Annotated in this window: 10 protein-coding genes and 1 pseudogene; 5 read left to right on the top strand and 6 right to left on the bottom strand. The window is 73.2% G+C overall.

What is annotated here, in order from left to right:
• The first annotated feature begins 18 nt into the window (after window positions 1-18).
• Together AB0D31_RS08810 and AB0D31_RS08815 are read left to right on the top strand one after the other, a co-directional pair.
• On the top strand, window positions 19-11,097 hold the full coding sequence (locus tag AB0D31_RS08810) for an amino acid adenylation domain-containing protein (RefSeq protein WP_362719156.1): 11,079 nt from the start codon (window positions 19-21) through the stop codon (window positions 11,095-11,097).
• Window positions 11,084-12,787, top strand: a complete 1,704-nt coding sequence (locus tag AB0D31_RS08815) for an ABC transporter ATP-binding protein (RefSeq protein ID WP_362719015.1) — start codon at window positions 11,084-11,086, stop codon at window positions 12,785-12,787. Before AB0D31_RS08810 ends, AB0D31_RS08815 begins: the two co-directional genes overlap by 14 nt.
• Before the next feature lie 96 nt (window positions 12,788-12,883).
• On the opposite strand, the gene AB0D31_RS08820 is transcribed toward AB0D31_RS08815, so the two are convergent.
• Entirely contained in the window at window positions 12,884-14,089 is a 1,206-nt protein-coding gene (locus AB0D31_RS08820; RefSeq protein ID WP_362719017.1) for an alpha/beta fold hydrolase, read from the bottom strand.
• A gap of 192 nt (window positions 14,090-14,281) precedes the next feature.
• Here AB0D31_RS08820 and AB0D31_RS08825 point away from each other — a divergent pair, with 192 nt between their 5' ends.
• From AB0D31_RS08825 to AB0D31_RS08835, 3 genes are all read left to right on the top strand, one after another.
• Window positions 14,282-14,494: an MbtH family protein gene (locus AB0D31_RS08825; protein ID WP_362719020.1), complete on the top strand. Its 213-nt coding sequence runs from the start codon at window positions 14,282-14,284 to the stop codon at window positions 14,492-14,494.
• Between the two features lie 144 nt (window positions 14,495-14,638).
• On the top strand, window positions 14,639-14,905 hold the full coding sequence (locus AB0D31_RS08830) for a hypothetical protein (protein ID WP_362719022.1): 267 nt from the start codon (window positions 14,639-14,641) through the stop codon (window positions 14,903-14,905).
• 212 nt (window positions 14,906-15,117) lie between these two features.
• Window positions 15,118-15,642, top strand: coding sequence for a GNAT family N-acetyltransferase (locus AB0D31_RS08835; protein WP_362719025.1), 525 nt, complete (start codon window positions 15,118-15,120; stop codon window positions 15,640-15,642).
• A 79-nt stretch (window positions 15,643-15,721) separates the two neighbouring features.
• Here the strand turns inward: AB0D31_RS08835 and AB0D31_RS08840 are convergent.
• The 5 genes and pseudogenes from AB0D31_RS08840 to AB0D31_RS08860 all read right to left on the bottom strand — a co-directional run bounded on the left by AB0D31_RS08840 (window position 15,722) and on the right by AB0D31_RS08860 (window position 21,354).
• Window positions 15,722-16,488, bottom strand: a pseudogene (locus AB0D31_RS08840) (aminotransferase class III-fold pyridoxal phosphate-dependent enzyme).
• Between the two features lie 44 nt (window positions 16,489-16,532).
• Window positions 16,533-17,471 (bottom strand): acetylglutamate kinase, encoded by a 939-nt coding sequence (argB, locus tag AB0D31_RS08845; protein WP_362719028.1) that lies wholly within the window; start codon window positions 17,469-17,471, stop codon window positions 16,533-16,535.
• A 140-nt stretch (window positions 17,472-17,611) separates the two neighbouring features.
• Window positions 17,612-18,763, bottom strand: coding sequence for a bifunctional glutamate N-acetyltransferase/amino-acid acetyltransferase ArgJ (gene argJ, locus AB0D31_RS08850; RefSeq protein WP_362719031.1), 1,152 nt, complete (start codon window positions 18,761-18,763; stop codon window positions 17,612-17,614).
• Entirely contained in the window at window positions 18,760-19,800 is a 1,041-nt protein-coding gene (gene argC / locus AB0D31_RS08855; RefSeq protein WP_362719034.1) for an N-acetyl-gamma-glutamyl-phosphate reductase, read from the bottom strand. The genes argJ and argC overlap by 4 nt, the downstream gene beginning before the upstream one ends.
• Before the next feature lie 138 nt (window positions 19,801-19,938).
• Window positions 19,939-21,354, bottom strand: coding sequence for a hypothetical protein (locus tag AB0D31_RS08860; RefSeq protein WP_362719037.1), 1,416 nt, complete (start codon window positions 21,352-21,354; stop codon window positions 19,939-19,941).
• Window positions 21,355-21,370: the final 16 nt, after the last annotated feature.

Here is a 21,370-nt window from a genome sequence, read left to right on the forward strand (position 1 = left end):
ACCTTCGCCGACCGGACCATCCCCGACCGGACCATCCCCGACCGGACCATCGCCGAAGCGGCAGCCATCGGCCTGGCGTACTGGGCGACGGGGCGCAGCCCCGAGGGCCTTGAGCTCGCACCCGGCACACTGTTCACGGACCTCATCGGCTGGGTCGACAACGGCAGCGCCGCGCCCGGCGGTTGGGAGGTCGGAAAGCCCACCCCGGACGGCATCCGCATCACCGTCCCCGAAGGCATCCCGGTCTCCGAAGCGCAGCTCGCCCTCGACGACCTGGCCGACTTCCCGGACCGGTCCCTGGGCACCATCGGCCCCTGCGATGCGCGGGAGCGGCTCACCACCCTCGCCCGGTGGAACGACACCGATGCCGACCGGGTCCGGCCGACCATCGTGGAGATGTTCCGCGAACAGGCCCGGCTGAGGCCGGACGCGATCGCCGTCGTCGACGAGCGCCGCTCACTGACGTACCGTCAAGTAGCGCAGAAGTCCGCTCAGTTGGCTCACCACCTGCGAGGGCGCGGGCTCAGTGCCGAGCAGGTCGTCGGCATCTCGCTCGGCCGCTCGGCCGACATGGTGATCGGCCTGCTCGGTGTGGTGCAGGCCGGCTGCGCGTTCGTACCGCTCGATCCGCAGTGGCCGGCCGCCCGCCGCGCCGTCGTCATCGACGACGCGCGCGTCGCGCTCCAGCTCAACGCCACCGGCGACCACGACCCCGCCGAACCGGCCGCCGCGGCCGTCGACCTCGACGAGTGGCGCTACGACGACCACCCCGCCGAGGGCCCCGAGATCGCCGTCCGGGGTGACGCCCTCGCCTATGTGATCTTCACGTCCGGCTCGACCGGCCGGCCCAAGGGCGCGATGATCCGCCACGAGGCGATCAGCGAGCGCCTGCTGTGGCAGGTCGAGGAGATCCTGGGCTTCGGCCACGACGACGCCTCGCTCTTCAAGGCGCCGCTGTCCTTCGACATATCCATCAACGAGATCTTCCTGCCGCTGGTGTGCGGCGGCCGTCTCGTCGTCCTGCGCCCCGGCGGCGAACGCGACCCGCACCACATGCTGAGCGTCATCGCCGAGCAGCGCGTCACCTTCACCTACCTCGTGTCGTCCATGCTCGACGTCCTCCTGGAGATCGCGGGCGACTCCGGCCGCCTGGACAGCCTGCGGCACGTGTGGTGCGGCGGCGAAGTGCTCACCCCCGAGCTGTACGAACGCTTCCGTACCCGCCTCGGCATCCCCATGTACCACGGCTACGGGCCGGCCGAGACGACCATCGGCGTCTCCCACGTCATCTACCGGGACACGGCGGAACGCCTGTCGACCTCGATCGGCAAGGCCAATCCCAACACCCAGCTGTACGTCCTCGACGACGAGCTGCGCCCGGTCCCGGTCGGCGTCGGCGGCGAACTCTACGTAGGCGGCTTCCTGTTGGGGCGCGGCTACGTGAACGCACCGGGCCTGACCGCCGCACGCTTCGTGGCCAACCCCTTCGCCGACGACGGCTCGCGGCTCTACCGGACCGGCGACCTCGCCCGGTACGCCCCGAACGGCTCCCTCGACTTCCTCGGCCGCGCCGACAACCAGGTCAAGATCCGCGGCATGCGCCTCGAACTCGAAGACGTCGAGGCCGCTCTCGCCGAGCACCCCGGCGTGCGGCACACCTGTGTCGTAGCGAAACAGAACAGTGCGGGCGGCACCTACCTCGTGGGGTACGTGATCCCCGCCGCCGGCAGCGAAGGGCTGCGGGCGGACGAGCTCAAGGACTGGGCCGCCGGCCACATGGTCGCGTACATGGTGCCCGCCCACATCGTCGTGATGAGGGAGTTCCCGCTCACCGCCAACGGCAAGCTGGACCGGCGCGCGCTGCCCGAACCCGAGATCGGCACCGGCTCGTCCCTGCGGCCCTCCACCGACAACGAACGTGCCGTGTGCACGGCCGTCGCCGCCGTCCTGCGCCTCGACGAAGTCGGCGTCGACCAGGACTTCTTCGCGCTCGGCGGCGACAGCATCCTCGCGATCTCCCTCCTGAGCACACTGCGCGAGGCGGGCCTCTACGTCTCCGCGGGGCAGATCTTCGCCAACAGCGTCCTCGGCGCCCTCGCCGCGGTCGCCGGCCGCGAGGACACGGCGCGCGTGGACCACGACGACGTGGCCACCGGCCCCGTGACCGGGTCGCCCATCGTGCGGTGGCTCGGCGAGACCACCGACGCCATCGACGGCTTCGTCCAGTCGGTCGTCCTGAACACCCCGGCGGAGCTCACCGCCGACACCCTCGACGCCCTCCTCGCCTCCGTCGTGGCCCGGCACGACATGCTGCGCGCCCGCCTGGTACGCGGGGACCACTGGAGCTTCGACATCCCGGCGGCCGACGGTGCGCAGGCCGACTGGCAGCAGAGCGAGGGCCCGCTCGACGCCTGTGTGGCCCTCGCCGCCGCCGGGCTCGACCCGGACCACGGCGTCATGCTGCGGGCCGTCTGGCGCCGCGCGGCACGCCAGCTGGTCGTCGTCGTCCACCACGTCGTGATCGACGGGGTCTCCTGGCGCGTCCTGATGGACGACCTGGCCACGGCCTGGCGTCAGGCATCCGCGGGCGAGGCCATCGAACTGCCCCCGGTGGGAACGTCGTTCAGGCGCTGGACCCAGCTCCTGGAAAGCACGTCCTTCGACGAGGACCGCTCCTTCTACGAGCGCCCCCTGCCCGGACCGGACGAGCGGCTCGGCAGGCGGGAGCCGGCCGAGACCGACACCGTCGCACGGGAGCGGGAGCGGACGTTCACGCTCGGCGCCGGCCCCACGGCGGCGCTGCTCGGCGAGGTCCCCGCCAGGTTCCACGCGGGCGTCAACGACGTGCTGCTCACCGCGCTCGCCGTCGCCCTCGCCCGATGGCGCCGCGACCGGGGGCAGGAGCAGACGTTCGCGCACATCGAACTCGAAGGCCACGGACGCGAAACCCGCCCCGTGACGGCCGCCGCCGGCGTGGAACCCGAACTGTCGCGGACCGTCGGCTGGTTCACCACCCTCTTCCCGGTGACCGTGGACCCGGGCGCCACCGAGGACTTCACCGCCCCCGACTACCTCGCCGCCGCCCTCAAGGCCGTCAAGGAGGACCTCGCGCGCGTCCCCGGCAACGGCCTCTCCTACGGGGTCCTGCGCCACCTGGCCGGCGCCGCCTTCACCACCCCCGCCCCCCAGATCCTCTTCAACTACCTGGGCCGCTTCGACGCCGGCACCGCCCAGGACTGGCAACCGGCGGCCGCCACCGGCCAGTTGGGTGAGAAGCGCGACCCACGGATGCGCCTGCCGCGCGCCCTGGAGTTCAACGCCATCGCCGAGCCCGCCGCCTGCGGAGCGTACGAACTCGTCACCACCGTCTCCTGGCCCGAGGGGATGTTCGACGACGCGGACGTGGAAACGCTGGGCGGCCACTACCGGGCCGCCCTCGCCGGTCTCGCCGCGCTCGACCAGGGCGGCCACACGCCCAGCGACTTCCCGCTGGTCCGGCTGAGCCAGGCCGACGTCGACGCCCTGGAAGGACCCGAGCTGCGCGACGTCCTTCCGCTGACCCCGCTCCAGGAAGGCCTGTACTTCCACTCGGTCTTCGACGACGACTCCTCCGGCAGCTACGTCGAACAGCAACTCCTCACGCTGGAAGGCGAAGTGGACACCGGCCGCCTCGCGTCGGCGGCGACCCGGCTGTTCGCCCTGTACCCCAACCTCGCCGCACGGTTCACCGCGCTCGCCGACGGCCGTGTCGTCTCCGTCCTGGATGGCGGCGCAGAGGCACCCTTCACCACGATCGACCACCCCGGCATCACCGACGACGAGATCCGCGCGCACGCCGAGCGGGACCGCCGGGCCGGCTTCGACCTGGCCACCGGCCCGCTCATGCGGTTCACGCTCTTCCGCGACCCGGCGGCGGGCCGCGCCGTCCTGGTGCAGACCGTGCACCACATCATCGCCGACGGCTGGTCGGTGCCGCCGATGCTGCGCGCGCTGCTCGCCGAGTACCACACGCCGGGCGGCGCGTACCCGCTGAGCGGCTTCCCCGACTACGTCGCCTGGCTCGCCGGCCGTGACGCCGACGAGAGCGACCGCGCATGGGCCGCCGAACTCGCGGAGCTGACCGGCCCCTCCCTCGTCGCGAAGGGCCACACCCCCTCGGAACGGTTCGCCGACACATGCGTGGAGCCGGCGCTCGACGTCGACGCGGCCGCCCGGGCCGCCGGCGTCACGCTGAGCGTGGCCGTGCACAGCGCCTGGGCCCTGACCCTGGGCTCCCTTCTGAACTCCCCGGACGTGCTGTTCGGCTCCACGGTCTCCGGCCGCGACGCGGACGTACCCGGCATCGGCGAGATGGTCGGCCTGTTCATCAACACCGTTCCGCTGCGCGCCCGTTGGGACGCCGACACCACGGGACGCGAGCTGCTGTCCTCGGTGCGCGACCACCAGGGCGCGGTCGTGGCCCACCAGCACGTCTCGCTGGCCCGGATCGGCCGGCAGGCCGGCGTCGGCTCCCTCTTCGACACCCTCGTGGTCTTCGACGTGGCGACCGACGTCACCGCCCTGCGCCGCCCCGGCGACACCCTCGCCGTCACCGGCCTCGTCAACGAGGGGGCCCCGCACTACCCGCTCACACTGGTCGTGGAGCGCGCCCTGGACGGGCGGCCCCGCTTCAACCTGATCTACGACGGGGCACTACTGCGGGAGGGCGCGGCGCAGGACATCCTCCGCCGTTTCAGTGACACCCTCACCGGCCTCCTCGACCGGCCCGACGCACCGGCCGCCGACCTCGTGCCCAGCGGAACCCGCAGCCCGGCGAGGGTCCCCCCGGCCACGCTCGGGGAGCTGTTCGACGCGGCGGCCCGCCGCGACCCGGCCGCCACCGCCGTCACCCAGTGCGCGCTCGACGGCGCCACCCGGTCGCTGACCTACGGCGAACTCGCCGCCGCCAAGGACGAGTTGGCCGCCACCCTGCGCGCGGCCGGCGTCCGGCCCGGCCGGCGGGTCGCCGTAGCGGTCCCGCGCACCATCGAGCAGGTGACCGCGCTGGTCGCGATCGTCAGCGCGGGCGGCGCCTACGTGCCGCTCGACACGGCCTACCCGGACGAGCGCCTCGCGTACGTCCTCGCGGACGCCGCGCCGCAGGTCGTCCTCGTCGACCCGGAGCAGCGGGAACGCTTCACGGAACTCCTGGCGAAGGCCGGCGTCACGGCCCGTGTCCTGGTGCAGGGCGATGAAGTACCGTCCGGCGACTCGGAGTTGGCAGCTCCCTCCGTAACCTGGCACGACCCGGCGTACGTCATCTACACCTCCGGCTCCACCGGCCGGCCCAAGGGCGTTGTCGTTCCGCACTCCAGCGTGGTGACCCTGCTCGCCAACACCCGGCCGGACATGGACTGCGGCCCGGGTGACGTGTGGGTGCAGTTCCACTCGTACTCCTTCGACTTCGCGGTCTGGGAGCTGTGGGGCGCCCTGGCCCGCGGCGCCGAACTGCTCGTTCCGGACTACGGGTTGACCCGCTCACCCGTGGACTTCCACCGCCTGGTCCGCGAACGCGGCGTCACCGTGCTCAACCAGACCCCGTCGGCCTTCTACCAGTTCATCGAGGCCGACCGGCTCGCCGCCGAACTCCTCACCCGGCTGCGTAGGGTCGTCTTCGGCGGCGAGGCCCTCGATCTCGGGCGGCTGCGCGGCTGGGTCGAGCGGTACGGCACCGCCTCGCCCGAACTCGTCAACATGTACGGGATCACCGAGACCACCGTCCATGTGACCCACCGGGTACTGACCGACGACGACTTCGCGCACGGCGAGGGCTGCGTGCGCGGCGAGGACGGTGTGCACAGCGAGGACTCCGTGCACGGCCAGGGCTTCGTACAGGGCGAGGACTGTGCGCACGGTCACGACGTCAGCCCGATCGGCGGCCCCCTGCCGGGCCTGGTCACCCACCTTCTCGACGACCGGCTCGCGCCGGTGCCGCCGGGGCAGGAGGGCGCCATCTACGTGGCGGGCGACCAGGTGGCGCTCGGCTATCTGGGCCGGCCGGGCCTCACCGCAGGCCGGTTCGTGGCGAACCCGTTCACCAACGACGGCACCCGCATGTATCACACGGGTGATCTGGCCCGCCGCACCCTCGACGGCCGGCTGGAGTTCATCGGCCGCGCCGACGACCAGGTCCAGCTCAAGGGCTTCCGCATCGAACTCGGCGAGGTCGAGTCCGCGATCCGCGGCCTCGCGGGCGTGACCGATGTGGCCGTCACCGTCGCGGACAGCGGCGACCACCTGGTCGCGCATGTCGTGGGCCGGGTGCCGGGCGAACTCTCCGCGCTTTTGGCCGCGAAGCTGCCCGTGCACATGGTGCCGGGCCGGGTCCTGAGGCTGGACGCGCTGCCGCTGACCGTCAACGGCAAGCTCGATCGCAGGGCGTTGATCGCGCGGGCCGCGCGGGCCGCACGGGCCGAGACGCCGGTGGCCGGCGACGGGCCACTCCTGGCCGGTGACGGGACACCGGCGGTCGGTGGCGGGACACCGGCGGCAGGCACCGCCTCCGCCCCGCCCGCCTCCGTCGGCACCGCCTCCGCCCCGCCCGCCTCCGTCGTCCGCGACTCCGTCCTGGCCGCCTCCGCCCTGTCCGTGCTCGTCGGCGTCTTCGCCGACACGCTGAACCACCCGGGCGCGGACGCCGACACCGACTTCTTCGGCGCCGGCGGCGACAGCATCGTCGCCATCACCGTGGTCAACCGGGCCAGGGCGCTCGGCCTGCCGATCGCGCCCCGCGACGTGTTCCTGCACAAGACGCCGCGCGCTCTCGCCGAGCTCCTCGGCACCCGGACCCCGCAGAAGGCCCCGGCCGGGCCCGCGCCCCGCGAGGACGGCCCGCTGCCGGCCACGCCGATCATCCTGCGCCAGCGTGAACTGGGCGGCTCCCTCGACCGGTTCGCCCAGGCCCGGACGCTGGAGCCCGCCGAGGGCACCACGCCCGCCGACATCGAGCGCGCCGCCACCGCGGTCCTCGCCGCCCACCCCGCGCTGCGGATGCGGCTGACCACCGAGCACGGCGTGTGGAGCCTGCGCACCGAACCCGCCCGTGCGGCTGTCCTCGTCGACACCGACGCGGCGGACGCCGACACCGCCGCCAACGAGGCCGCGGCGACCCTCGACCCCGAGTCGGGGAACGTCATCGCGTTCTCCCGGCTCACCGCGACCGGCACCCTCGTGATCACCGTCCACCACATCGCGGTCGACGCGGTGTCCTGGCTGATCCTGCTCGACGACATGGCCGCCGCCCTGCGCGGGGAGCCCCTCGCCCCTGCGACCACCTCCTACGCCGAGTACGCCGAGGCTGGGGCCCTGCGCGCCGCCGCCGACACCAGGGACCTCGGGCACTGGATCGACACGCTCCGGGCGCCCGCGCTGCTGCCCTCGGTGGGCGCCCTGCGCTCCACCACGGTGGTGCTCGGGCCCGAGGTGAGCGACCAGGTGACGCGTACCGCGCCCGCCGCCCTCGGCGTGGCTCCGACCGAGCTGCTGTGCGGCGCCCTGCGCACCGCCCTGACCGAGGTCCAGGCAACACCCTCCGACCTCGCGATCGAGCTGGAACGGCACGGCCGCGTGCCGGTGGCGGAGCACCACGACTACACCCGTACCGTCGGCTGGTTCACCGCCATCGCGCCCGTCCGGCTCACCGCGCACACCGACCCCGTCGCCGCCGCCCGCGAACTCGCCGAGCGCCAGCCCGACGAGGCCGGACACCTCGCCTATGGCCGGCTGCGCCACCTCAACCCGCAGACCGCGCCGCTCCTCACGGCCCGCCCGCAAGTGCTGTTCAACTACCTCGGCCGGGGCGGCGAATCGGACGTACCCCACATCACCGGCGGCGATCAGGGCAGCCCGTACGCCGTGGAGGTCAACGCCTGGACCGACGCGGCCACCGGCAGCCTGCACGCCGCCTTCACCCTCGCCGACGAGATTCCCGACGCGATCACCGCGCACTGGACGCGCGCCCTGGAGACCATCGCGGGCCGGGCCGTGACCGCCGAGCGCACCGCACCGGTCACCCCGCTCCAGCGGGGCCTGTACTTCCAGGCCCAGCTCGCGGGCTCGGCCGGACAGTACGTCGCGCAGAGCTACTTCGCCTTCGACCGGCGCCTGGACACCGACGCGCTCGCCGAGGCCATGGCCGCGGTGATCGCCCGGCACCCGGTGGTCGGCGCGGGCTTCGGCACCGACGCCGACGGCAACCCGGTCCAGCTCCTCACGGCGGGCCGGCGCATCGACGTCCACACCGTCGAGCTGTCCACCGACGCCGACGTGGCGGCCCTGCGCGTCCGCGACCGCGCCACCGGATTCGACCCGGCCGAACCACCGCTGATCCGGCTGACCGTGATCCGGCTCCCGGACGGCCGCGACGGCCTGCTCCTCAGCTACCACCTGCTGCTGTGGGACGGCTGGTCCCGCGAGATCGTGCTGCGTGACCTGTTCACCGCGTACGAGGCCGTCCTCGCCGGCGAGCGGGCGGTGACCGATCCCGCGACGCCCGGGTTCGAGGAGTACGCCCGGGCGATCGCCGCCAAGGACCAGGTGGTCTCGGAGCGGTTCTGGGCCGACCACCTGGCCGGGCTCTCCGGCCCGACCCTGCTCGCCGGGCCGGCGCCGGCCCTCCGCGACGATCTGCCGCCCGCGCTCGTCCACACCCTCTCCGCCGAGCAGTCGGCCCTCCTGCGGGAGGCGGCCAAGACCCACGGCGTCACCCTGAACTCCGTCCTGACCGGCGCGTTCGGACTGCTCCTCGGCGCGCATACGGGCCGCAGTGACGCGGTGTTCGGCGTGACCGTCTCCGGCCGTGAGGGCGAGGGCCTGTCCGACGTCGTCGGCGTGCTGCTCAACACGGTGCCGATGTGGACGCGGCCCCGGCCGGGTGACACCGTCCGGGCGTACCTGACGGCGGTGCAGAGCGCCCGCGTCGCGGCCATGGAGCACGAGCACCTCGGCCTCGGCGAGATCCAGCGGGCCGCCGGCCACGACACCCTGTTCGACAGCCTCTTCGTGCTCCAGAACTTCCTGGACATGGACGCGTTCGCCGAGATGAACGCCCACCACGGCATCACCGGAGTGCAGTCCGACGACTCCACCCACTACCCGTTCACCTGGGTCGTCACCCCGGGCGAGCACCTCACGGTCAAACTGGAGCACCGCCACGGCGACAGCGACAGCGCCCGCCGCCTCCTCGACGACTATGTGCGCGTCCTCGCGGACCTCGCCGCATCGACCGGGCCGGTGGGCGCGCTCCCCGGCCTCGGGGCGTCACCCGAGCCCGCCGTCCGCACGGACATCGGCACCGACACCGTGGTCGACCGCTTCGACCTGGCCGCCGACAAGGCCCCCGGACGCACCGCGCTCGTCTCCCACGGCCGGAGTATGACCTTCGCCGAACTCCGCGACCGCAGCCGCCAGTTGGCGGGTGTGCTCGCAGGGCGGGGCATCGGCCCCGAGCGGACCGTCGGCATCGCCGTCCCGCGCTCCCTCGACTCGATCGTGGCGCTGTTCGCGGTGCTGCGCACGGGAGCCGCCTACGTACCCCTGGAGCTGGACCACCCCGACGAGCGGATCGCCGCGATCGTCGAGGACGCCCGCCCGGACGTGGTCCTCACCGTCAGCGCCGTATCGCGACGGCTCACCGGTGAGCTGATCGAACTGGACCGGCCGCTGCCGGCGGCCGAGCCGTTCACGACCTTCGCACCCCACGACCCGCACCGTCTGCGCCACCCCGCGTACACGATCTACACCTCCGGTTCGACGGGGAAGCCCAAGGGCGTGGTGACCGAGTACGCCGGACTCACCAACATGCTGATCAACCATCAGCAGCGCATTTTCGAACCGGTGTTGGCCCAGCACGGCCACCGCACCCTCACGATCGCGCACACCGTGTCGTTCGCCTTCGACATGTCGTGGGAGGAGCTGCTGTGGCTGGCCGACGGCCACGAGGTGCACATCTGCGACGAGGAACTGCGCCGCGACGCGCCCGCCCTGGTCGAGTACTGCGGAGAGCACGGCATCGACGTCGTCAACGTGACCCCGACCTACGCCCAGCAACTGGTGGCGGAGGGCCTGCTCGCCGACCCGGCCCGGCGCCCCGCGCTGGTGCTGCTCGGCGGCGAGTCGGTCACCCCGGCCCTGTGGCATCGGCTCGCCGCCACCGAGGGGACCATGGGCTACAACCTGTACGGCCCGACCGAATACACCATCAACACCCTGGGCGTCGGCACCTTCGAGTGCCACGACCCGGTGGTGGGCGTGGCGATCGACAACACCGACGTGTACGTACTCGACCCGTGGCTGCGGCCCCTTCCGGACGGCGTGCCCGGCGAGCTCTACGTCTCGGGCATCGGCATCGCCCGGGGCTACCTCGGGCAGTCCGCCCAGACCGCGCACCGGTTCGTCGCGAACCCCTTCGGCGAGCCCGGCGAGCGGATGTACCGCACGGGCGACCTGGTGATCCGGCGCCCCGACGGCAACCTGCTGTACCTGGGCCGCACCGACCAGCAGGTCAAGATCCGCGGGCACCGGGTGGAACTGGGCGAAGTCGAGGCCGCGTTCGCCGCGCACCCGGCGGTCCGGTTCGCCGCCGCCGTCGCCCAGCGCGACCCGCAGGTCGACGGCGCCCACCGGCTGGCCGCCTACCTCGTGCTCGACGGCGCCGACCTCGCGGATGTGGCGGCCGAGGTCGGTTCGGGGCTCCCGGACTTCCTGCGCCCGACGCACTACGCCCAGGTGGACGCCATCCCGCTGACCGTGAACGGCAAGGCCGACACCAAGGCCCTTCCCGAACCCAAGCCGCTGGGAGCGCTCACCACCGGCGGTGAGCGCGGCCCGGACACCGAGACCGAGACCGTGGTCTGCGCGTACTTCGCCGAGACCCTGGACCTGGACGACGACGAGGTGAGCGCGGTGGGGGACTTCCACTCCCTGGGCGGCCACTCCATGCTGGCCGTACGGCTCGTCGGGCTCCTGCGCCGGGAGTTCGGCCCCGTCATCACGATCCGTGATCTGCTGACCCTGCGAACCCCGGAAGCGATAGCCCGCCACCTTGATGACAATGCCTGACGCCCAGCGATCCCGCCGCCCGGGATCCGGCATCCTCCGGACGGCGATCCGCCGCAACATCGGCGCCATGGCCTGGGGCACCGTCCTCATGAGCCTCTACCAGGCCGGTGAGACCGCCTTCCCGATCGCGCTCGGGCTCATCGTCGAGCACACGATGCGCGAGCGGAGCACCACGTCGCTCGCCCTGTCCATCGGCGCGCTCGCCGTGATCATCACGACGGTGTCCCTGTCGTGGCGGTTCGGCATGCGCATCCTGCAGAAGGCCAACACGACCGAGGCGCACCGCTGGAGGGTGCGGGTCGCGGCCTGCGGCCTCCAGCCGGTGGCCCGGGACACCGGTCTGAAGTCCGGCGAGGTGCTCACCATCGCCACCGAGGACGCCGACCAGACCGCCGACATCGTGGAGGTGGTGCCGATCCTGGTCAGCTCGATGATCTCGCTGGTCATCGCGGCGGTCGCGCTCGGCACGGCGAGCCTGCGGCTCGGACTGCTCGTCATGGTGGGAACCGTCGCGATCCTCTCGGTCCTCAGCCTGATGTCCCGGCGGATCGGCAGCAGCACCAAGGAGCAGCAGGCCCGGGTGGCCCGGGCGGGTGCGAAGGTCGCCGACCTGATCACCGGCCTGCGCCCGCTGCACGGCTTCGGCGGCAACCACGCCGCGTTCCGCTCGTACCGGACGGTCAGCACGGAGGCCAAGGAGCAGTCGATCACCGTCGCGCGCGTCAACGGCGTGTATGCGGGCACCGCGCTCGGCCTGAACGCGGTCCTCGCCGTCTCGGTGACCCTGACGGCCGGCTGGCTCGCCTTCGACGGGCGGATCGACGTGGGACAGCTCGTCATGGCGGTGGGCCTCGCGCAGTTCATCATGGAGCCGCTGAAGCAGTTCTCGGACATGCCGAAGTACGTGATGATGGCGCGGGCGTCGGCCGAGCGGATGGCCCTGGTGCTCGCCGCCCCGCAGGTGGCGGCGCCGGGCACGGAACAAGCCACTCCGGGCGGGGACTTGGAGATCGATTGCGTCCGGTACGGGGCCTTGCAGAGGCTGAAGTTCCATGTCCCGGCGGGGGAGTTCACGGCGATCGCGGCGTATGAGCCCCGCGCTGCGGCCGACCTCGCCGCCATCCTCGCCGTGCGGGTCCCGCCGGAAGCGTACGAGGGTGTGGTGCGGGTCGGCGGCCGCCCGCTCGCGGGTCTTACGGTCGACTCGGTCCGCGAGCACCTCCTGGTGAACCCCTACGACGGGGAGATCTTCGCCGGGACCCTCCGCTCCAACATCGACCCGTCGGGCACGAGCCGGACGCTGCCCGAGGCGGTCGGGGCGTCCCTGCTGACCGATGTCGTCGCCCTGCACCGCGAGGGCCTCGACTACGAGGTACGCGACCGGGGCTCCAACCTCTCCGGAGGCCAGCGCCAACGGCTGTCCCTGGCGCGGGCGTTGGCCGCCTCCACGGACGTGCTCGTGCTGCGCGACCCGACGACGGCGGTGGACGCGGTCACCGAGCAGCTCATCGCCCGCAACATCGCCGAGCTGCGCCGGGGCCGCACCACCGTCGTGATCACCAGCAGTCCGGCCCTCCTCGACGCGGCCGACCGGGTCCTCGTCGTGGACGACGGAGTCGTCACGGCCGAGGGTACCCACCGTAATCTGCTGGCGACGGACGAGGCGTACGGTCTGGCGGTGACGCGGTAGCCGACGGGGTTGCCTGGGGCTCCGCCCCGGACCCCCGTTCGCGCCTTGAGGGCGCTCGTCCTCAAACTCCCTCAAGGCTGCAAGCGTGACCGCTCGTCAGCCCAGCGCCCAGGCGACGTCCCTGAGCAGCGCCTGGCGCCAGCCCGCCCGGTCGTGGCCCGCCGCCGACCGCGAGATCCGTACGGACGCCCCGGCCCGCTCGGTGAGCGCCTCGACCAGCTCGCAGTGGGGCCGCATACGCGTCTCGTGCTCGCCCAGGTCGAAGGCGATCCGCAGCCCGGCCGGGGCGGGACGCTCCCGCAGCCGCGCGGCGATGGCGCCGCCGACCGGGCCGCCCAGCGGATCCGGCAGGTTCTCGGCCCCGGGGGCCCACCAGAATGACGGTGACTGGCAGGCGACACGGTTCACCAACTCCGGGAACTCCAGCGCCGCGTACATCGCGCTCAGGCCCCCCAGGCTCTGCCCGACAACCACCAACTTGCCCGCATCCACAGGGACTTCGGCCTCTGCCAGCAGTGGCAGCAGCTCGTCCCGTACCGCCTCCCACCACTCCGGCCGGCACCCGAACTCGGCGAGCCGGTCCTTGGCCGGCACGAAGACCAGCGTGGCCGGGGGCATCTCGCCGGCGGCGAAAGCGGTGTCGAACGCGGTCATCGCCGGGTGCAGATGGAGCCAGTCGTCCCCGTCGAGCAGCAGCACCGCAGGCCCGCCGCCGCCCACCGGGTGGACCCGCACGGTGCGCCGTCCGCCCAGCCGCGCACTGGCCCAGCGGAGACGGGCGCGGGGCAGCGGCAGCACATCGTCGGCGTCGACGGCCGGCCAGTGCGGCTGCGGCGGCGCGTCCGGGGTGGCGGTGACGGACCGCTCGCCGCCGGCCCCGGCCGGGTTGTACGGGTCGGCGTACGATCCGTCGTCCGTCCGGAACCGATACGTCACCCGGAGCCGGGCGGGCATGCGCACCTCGGCGTACCAGCACTCCGTGGAGCGCCACCGCACCAGTGGCACCGGATCCGACCAGCTCTCGAACTCGACGACCGCCGGGCCGCCCCGCCACCGGAACAGGGCGACCCAACCACCGTCGCCGGAGGGCACATAGGCGGGGGTCGCCGCCGCCCAGAACGCATCGGTTCCGGGCCGGCCGGGCAGACCGTACGCGTCGAACGGGCTTTCCGGGCCGGCCGGGGAACCGGCCGCGACGTCAGCCGCGACGTCAGCCGCGACGTCAGCCGCGACGCCAGCCGCGACGTCGGCCGCGACCTCGGCCGGGCCCGGGCTCGGCGGCCGTGGTCCGGGTGCGTGCATCGGGGCCTCCTTGTGACGACGAAGGGGAAACGTTAAACTCCACTATTAGGTGAGCCTAACCTAAGTGTTGCTCGCCGTAGGGTCGACCTCGTCCCGACCAACCATCCCCACGGGCGCGGCCCTTGCCGCCCGGATACGCATCTGCGTCCGGGCCGCGGGCCGGGTCCCACCGGGCTCCAGGAGGAACCCCGTATGAGCACCAACCCGTTCGACGACGCCGACGGCCGCTTTCTGGTCCTCGTGAACGAGGAGGGCCAGCACTCCCTGTGGCCGTCCTTCGCGGCGGTCCCCGGAGGGTGGACGATCGCGAAGGAGGAGTCGAGCCGTGACGCGTGCCTGGAGTTCATCGAGTCCAACTGGACCGACCTGCGCCCGCGCTCCCTCGCGACGGCCGTCGACGCCTGACGCCCGGCGCCGACGGGTGCGCATGACGGGTCCGGTGGCCCTGACGTGTCGCACGTCCGGCAACCCAGGATCCATCGGATCGGGGGGTATCGAGACCGTGGCGACCTTCGCCCGGGGACAAGAAGCAATGGAGGCACAAAAATTGTGAGCAGTCGGACGGACACCCTGGAACGCCTCTCCCCGCTGTGGGGGGCGGCCGACGCCCCGACGCGCTGGGTGATCTGGCACCGGGCCACGGCCGAAACCTCCGAACCCTTCGAATGCGTCGTCTTCGACCGGGAGTTGAACGTTCCGTACGACGTCGATGAGGCGGGTGACGTGGACGGGACGATGCTGGGCGAGGTGGTACGCCGCATGCGCGAGGCCGGCACCCCGGAGACGCACGTCTACCCCGGGCGCCCGTGCGGGTAACCCCGGCGAGAGTGCGGTGAGTTGACGGCCCGTCACTGACCGCGCCGAGCTCGCTCGTTGCCGGAACCCTGCACCCGGCTTGGCCATCTGATCAGGTAGCCGCCCCACTTCGAAGGTTCCCTCGGGGCGGCGGCACACTGCGGCCACCTGGACCTTGCCGCGTCCGGGGCGGCCCCGCGCCCGTGAACGGTGCGACCCCAGGAAGGAACGCCTTGACCACGGCCACGCTGCCCCCTGCCGCCCTCGCCGCGCTGCCGCACCGCACCCACGCCGTCCGACGGCGGGAATCCGCCGACTTCATGGTGCGGCCGGCGTGTGCGAGCGACGGCCCCGCGCTGGCCGCCCTCTCCCGGCCCTTCGTCCGCCTGGGCGCGCTCCGCGAGCGCCCCTTGTCCCTGTACCTGTCCCGGGCGACCGACTTCCTCGTCGCCCAGGCCCCCGACGGCACCATCGAGGGCAGTCTCGGCCTGAGCCGGCACTCCACGGACGGCGTCCTCTACAACTTCTGCGTCGCCGCGCACCGGCAGGGCTCCGGCATGGGCGGCCGCCTCTTGCAGGCGGCCTTCGTCCGGGCCCGCGGCCGTGCGCTGACGATGCTGTTCACCGCGACGACCGGGAGCGGCCGGCTCTTCCTCGGCCACGGCTTCGTCCCGTCCCGCCCGGACCTAGCCCCGGCCGCCTGGGCGCGCACCCTGGACCCCGGCCGTGGTGCGCGCGTCCTGGCCCGCACCCTGTAGATCGCGTAAGCCCCGCAAGGGAAAGGGGCGGGCCCCGCACAGGGCCCGCCCCTTTCGACACGACCGCTCCCGCGCGCGATCAGGCCGCGCCGCCGGTGCCGTACGCGGCGTCGAGGATCGAGGGCAGGGCTGCGAGGAGGGCGTCGGCTCTCTCCTCGGGGATGTTGAGTGCGGGGGCGAGGCGTACGACTCCGGGGCCGGCCGCGTTCACGAGGAACCCGGCGTCCTGTGCGGCTCGTTGGACGTGTGCGGCATACGGCTCGGCGAGCACGATGCCCAGGAGCAGCCCCGCGCCCCGCACTTCGCGGACGAGGGGGTGCTCCAGCTTGCCGATGCCGGTGCGCAGCCGCTCGCCCACCCGTGTGACCCGGGGGAGCAGCCTCTCCTTCCCGATCGCGTCCAGTACGGCCAGCCCGGCCGCGCACGCGACCGGGTTGCCGCCGAAGGTCGATCCGTGCTGGCCGGGGGTCAGCAGCTCGGCGGCGGCGCCGAAGGCGATCGTGGCGCCGATCGGCAGGCCACCGCCGAGGCCCTTGGCGAGCGTGATCACGTCGGGCTCCAGGCCCGGCTCCACCTGGTGCGCGAACCAGTGGCCGGTGCGGCCGATCCCGGTCTGCACCTCGTCGAGCACCAGCAGACTGCCCGTCGCTGGGTCAGGTTCGACACATGTCCGAGCCGGGCGGCCTGGGCCAGTACGGCGGCGACCAGACCGGGGTGGGCGTGCCCGAGCGCGTTGACCGCGATCCCGCCGGTGAAGTCCGTGTACGCGCGGCCGGCCTCGTCCCACACCGTGCTGCCCTCACCCCGGACGAGGGCGAGCGGCGGCGTGCCGTAGGTGTCCATCATCACCGCGCGCCAGCGGTCGGTGAGCGCGGTCGTGCGGTCGGTGGTCACGCGCCGCCCCGCTTACCGCCCGGCCTTGTGGGGCCGGGCCTGTGCTTGGCGCCCGGACCTGCACGATTGGGCTTCTGCTCGCCGTGTGGTGTTTCGGGCCCGGCGGCTTCGTCCGGCACCACCGTGGTGCCGGGTGCGTCCTCGGCGAAGAGGCCGCGCAGCAGCGCGTGCGGCACCCTGCCGTCGATGACCTGCGCACGGCCGACCCCCGCCCGGACCGCCCGCAGGCAGCCCTCCATCTTGGGCAGCATGCCGCTGGCCAACTCCGGGAGCAGCGCGGCCAGTTCGGTCGCGTTCAGGCGGCCGACGACGTCGGTGCTGTGCGGCCAGTCCGCGTACAGACCCTCGACGTCGGTCATGACCATCAGCCGGTCCGCGCCGAGGGCCACGGCCAGCGCCGAGGCCGCGAGGTCGGCGTTGACGTTGTAGATCTGACCGTCCTCGCCGCGCGCGACGGGCGAGACGACGGGGATGCGGCCCTGTTCGAGGAGCGTGCTGATCGTCGCGGCCTCCACGGCCACGATGTCGCCGACCAGACCGATGTCCACCGGCCGGCCGTCCACCAGGGCCGCCCGGCGCACGGCGGTCATCGTGTGCGCGTCCTCGCCCGACAGGCCCACGGCGAACGGTCCGTGGGCGTTGATGGCTCCGACGAGATCCCGCTGGACCCGGCCGGTGAGCACCATGCGGACGACGTCCATCGTCTCCGGCGTGGTCACCCGCAGCCCCGCCTCGAAGCGGACCTCCAGGCCGAGCCGGTCGAGCAACGCGCTGATCTGCGGTCCGCCGCCGTGCACCACCACGGGCCGCAGCCCCGCGTGCCACAGCTCCACCACGTCCTGGGCGAACGTACGGTGCAGCGCCGGGTCCACCATGGCGTTCCCGCCGAACTTCACGACGACCGTGCGCCCCTGGAGTTCCTCCAGCCATGGCATGGCGGGTGCGTCCGGCGCGGGCGCCGGCGCCGCGATCGCTGTCGACAACCCGGGCGCCGGCGCCGACGCCTCGGCTGCGAGAGCCCGTATGCCGGGCTTGGCACCAGGTATGGCGGCGGGCTTCGCCGTCCCCGTCCCGCTCACGAGCTGTACGCGCTGTTCTCGTGGACGTACTCGGCCGTCAGGTCGTTGGTCCAGAGGACGGCCGATGAGTCGCCGGAGCGGAGGTCCACGGTGATGCCGATGTGACGGCCGGTCAGGTCGACCTGGTCGCGGGGTTCGTTCTCGGCGCCGTCCCGGCACACCCACACGCCGTTGATCGCCACGTCGAGGCGGTCCGGGTCGAAGGCCGCCGACGTCGTGCCGATGGCGGACAACACCCGTCCCCAGTTGGGGTCTTCGCCGTGCAACGCGCACTTGAGAAGGTTGTTGCGGGCCACGGAGCGGCCCACCTCGACGGCGTCCGCCTCCGATGCCGCGCCGACGACCGCCACCTCGATCTCCTTGGACGCGCCCTCGGCGTCCGCGATCAACTGACGCGCCAGGTCCTGGCAGACGGAGTGCACGGCCGCGGTGAGCGCCACGGGATCGGGCGTGACGCCCGAGGCGCCCGATGCGAGCAGCAGCACGGTGTCGTTGGTGGACATGCAGCCGTCGGAGTCGACCCGGTCGAAGGTGGTGCGTACCGCCTCGCGCAGTGCCGAGTCGAGGACGTCGGCGCCGGCGTCGGCGTCCGTGGTCAGGACGACGAGCATGGTGGCCAGGCCAGGGGCGAGCATGCCCGCGCCCTTCGCCATGCCGCCCACCGTCCAGCCGTCGCCCGTGGACACCGCGGTCTTGTGGACGGAGTCCGTCGTCTTGATCGCGACGGCAGCATCCTCGCCGCCCCGCGCCGAGAGCCGGGTCGCGGCGGTGGTGATGCCGGCCGTCACCCGGTCCATGGGAAGCCGGACCCCGATCAGGCCCGTGGAACACACCGCGACCTCGTCCGGGTCGACACCCACCTCGTGCGCGGTCCGTTCGGCCATCAGCCGGGTGTCGTCGGCTCCACCGGGCCCCGTGCAGGCGTTCGCGCCACCGGAGTTGAGCACGACGGCGGATATCCGGCCGGCGGCGAGCGTGCGGCGCGACCAGCGGACGGGTGCGGCCTGCACGCGGTTGGAGGTGAAGACACCGGCCGCGGCGCGTGCGGGTCCCCGGTTCACGACCAGGGCGAGGTCCGGTTCACCGGATTCCTTCAGGCCTGCGCGTACTCCGCAGGCGAGGAATCCGCGGGCGGCGGTGACACTCACGGAGCCACTCCATTCGTGGGCAGGCCCAGCTCTTCGGGCAGGCCGAGGGCGATGTTCATGCTCTGCACGGCGCCACCGGCGGTGCCCTTCGTCAGGTTGTCGATGGCGCTCACGCAGATCAGCCTGCGGGCGTCGGGGTCCACGGCGATCGCCACCTGGGCGGTGTTCGACCCGAGGACGGCGGCGGTGGAGGGCCACTGGCCGGGCGGCAGCATCCGTACGAACGGCTCGTCGGCGTACGCGGCCTCGAACACCGCGCGCACCTCGTCGTCCCGTCCCGACGCGGCGACTCCGGGGCGCAGCCGGGCCGAGCAGGTGGCGAGGATGCCGCGCGGCATGGGAGCCAGGGTCGGGGTGAAGGACACCGTCACGGGCTCGCCGGCCGCGAGCGACAGGTTCTGCGCCAGCTCCGGGGTGTGCCGGTGGCCGCCGCCGACTCCGTACGGGCTCATGGAGCCCATCACTTCGGAGCCGAGCAGGTGCGGCGCGAGCGAACGCCCGGCGCCGGAGGCCCCACTGGCGGCCACGACGACGGCCTCGGGTTCGACGAGGGCGGCGGCGAAGGCGGGGAACAGGGCCAGGGTGACGGCGGTCGGATAGCAGCCCGGCACCGCGATGCGCGTAGCACCGCGCAACCCGGCCCGGGCGCCCGGGAGTTCGGGCAGCCCGTACGGCCAGGTCCCGGCGTGGGCGGAGCCGTAGAAACGCTCCCAGGCGGCCGGGTCGCGCAGCCGGAAGTCGGCCCCGCAGTCCACTATGAGCGTGCTGGGCTCCAACTCGGTGGCCAGAGCGGCGGATTGGCCGTGGGGGAGTGCGAGGAAGACGACGTCGTGCCCGCGCAACGACTCGGCGTGGGTGTCAAGCAGGACCCGATCCGCGAACTCCGCCAACTGCGGCTGTACGGACCCGAGTCGGCGCCCCGCACTGCTGTGCGCGGTCACCGCGCCGACCTCGACGCCGGGGTGCGAAGCCAGCAGGCGCAGCAGCTCCCCTCCCGCGTATCCGCTGGCCCCGGCCACCGCGACCCGTACGGTCATGTTCGTCCATTCTGTGGGTTCACCGACGCAGGAGCGCGGAAAGCCCGCCGCGTAACTTAGCTAAGCCTAACCTAATGTAGGCCAGCTGTTGGTGCCCCGCGCGCCTCCTCGCCGCACGCGCCTTCACCGGGCGGGCGGCTACGCCTCGGTCCCGCTGTCGGACTCCAAATGCAGGACGGCCTCGCGCACCGAACGGGCGAGCGCCGCCGCCGCCTCGTGGGACAGGCCCTCGTCGGCGAAGTACACGGCGCCCACGCTGCCCTTGTCCACCCAGGTGCAGTTCACCATGGGGCTGGTGGCCACGTCGTACGAGACGCACCGCACCGAACCGCCGAGGCGGCCGGGGTCGGCGGTCCACGTCGCGTGCACCGGGCGCCCGGTCGCGTCCGTGAACCGTTGCATGTCGCCGAACGTGTCGGCGGGTGCGTCGTGGAAGTCGCCCGTCGCACCCCACACCATGAGCGCCGGCTGATCGGGATCCGGCCCGTACACGTAGGCGAACGACTGGCCGCCGCCCTCCGCCAGATCCGGCGCGATCGCCTGCAGGCGGACGCGGGCCGGACTCGTGTCCTGGCGCTCCACCCCCTGGAAGCGGTCGGGCGCCGACACGGTGTAGCGGGGGTATGCGGCGTACTGCCGGTAGCTCCAGATGCCCGACACCGTGCCCGTCGCCACCACGGCGACGAGGATCGCGATACCGGCCGTCAGTTCACGCCGGCTGTACGTCGGGACGGGCGGCAACGCGGGGAACGCCGGGGCCACGGGGGTGTCGGCCGCAGGCGTTGGAGGACGGGCGGCCGCTCGGGCGCGGGCGCCCCGCAGGAGGGCGTTCAGTGACAAGGTCGCCGGGAGGAAGGCGAAGACGGCGAGTCTCGTCCAGCCCGGAAGGTGCAGCGCCGGGACGGCCAGGAGCCACGCGATGCACCAGGCGCCGTGCACAAGTGCCCTGCGCACGGGGGCCCGCACCATCCAGCGCAGCGGCCCGCGTCCCGGGCGGTCGAGCGCGGCGAGGGTCTCGGCGAGAACGGCCAGGCGGTCGTCCCCGGGGCGGGCCTGCGCCTGGATCGCGGCCCGCGCGGCCGCCGAGGCGGGGTCGCCGACGGCGGCCAGGGCCAGACGGACGTCATGCAGCTGCGTCCGCGACGCCGACGGCGGCCTCGGGCCCCGGCCCCCTGGCCCGCGCTGCTCCACGCGCAGCGCCTGGGCCGAGCCCGGAGCCAACTCGCTTATACGGGCGGCCAGTTCGGGGCCGCGCCGATGCCGGACGGGACGGTCCATGTAGTCGCTGGCCAGGCACAGTTCGGCGTAGGCGGCCAAGAGGTCGAGGTCGTCAGGGAAGGCTTCCAGGCCCTCGCGGTAGGCGGCCTCCGCCCGGTCGTCGTGCTCGTCGTCGTTCTCGCCCGCGTGGGCCCGGCCGAGCACCAGGAACAGCCGGGCGTCGGGCCCCTCCGCGGTCAGCGCGCTCCGGGCGACGCGCCGCGCCGCGGCGAACCGCCCCGCCCGAAGGTGCTCCTCCGCGTACGCGGACATGACTATGTCGTGCTCGGCCTGCATGGTTTCCCCACCCCAG

Origin of the sequence: Streptomyces sp. NPDC048361 (genome assembly GCF_040651795.1) — a bacterium.
In the GTDB taxonomy this organism is placed as follows: Bacteria; Actinomycetota; Actinomycetes; order Streptomycetales; family Streptomycetaceae; genus Streptomyces.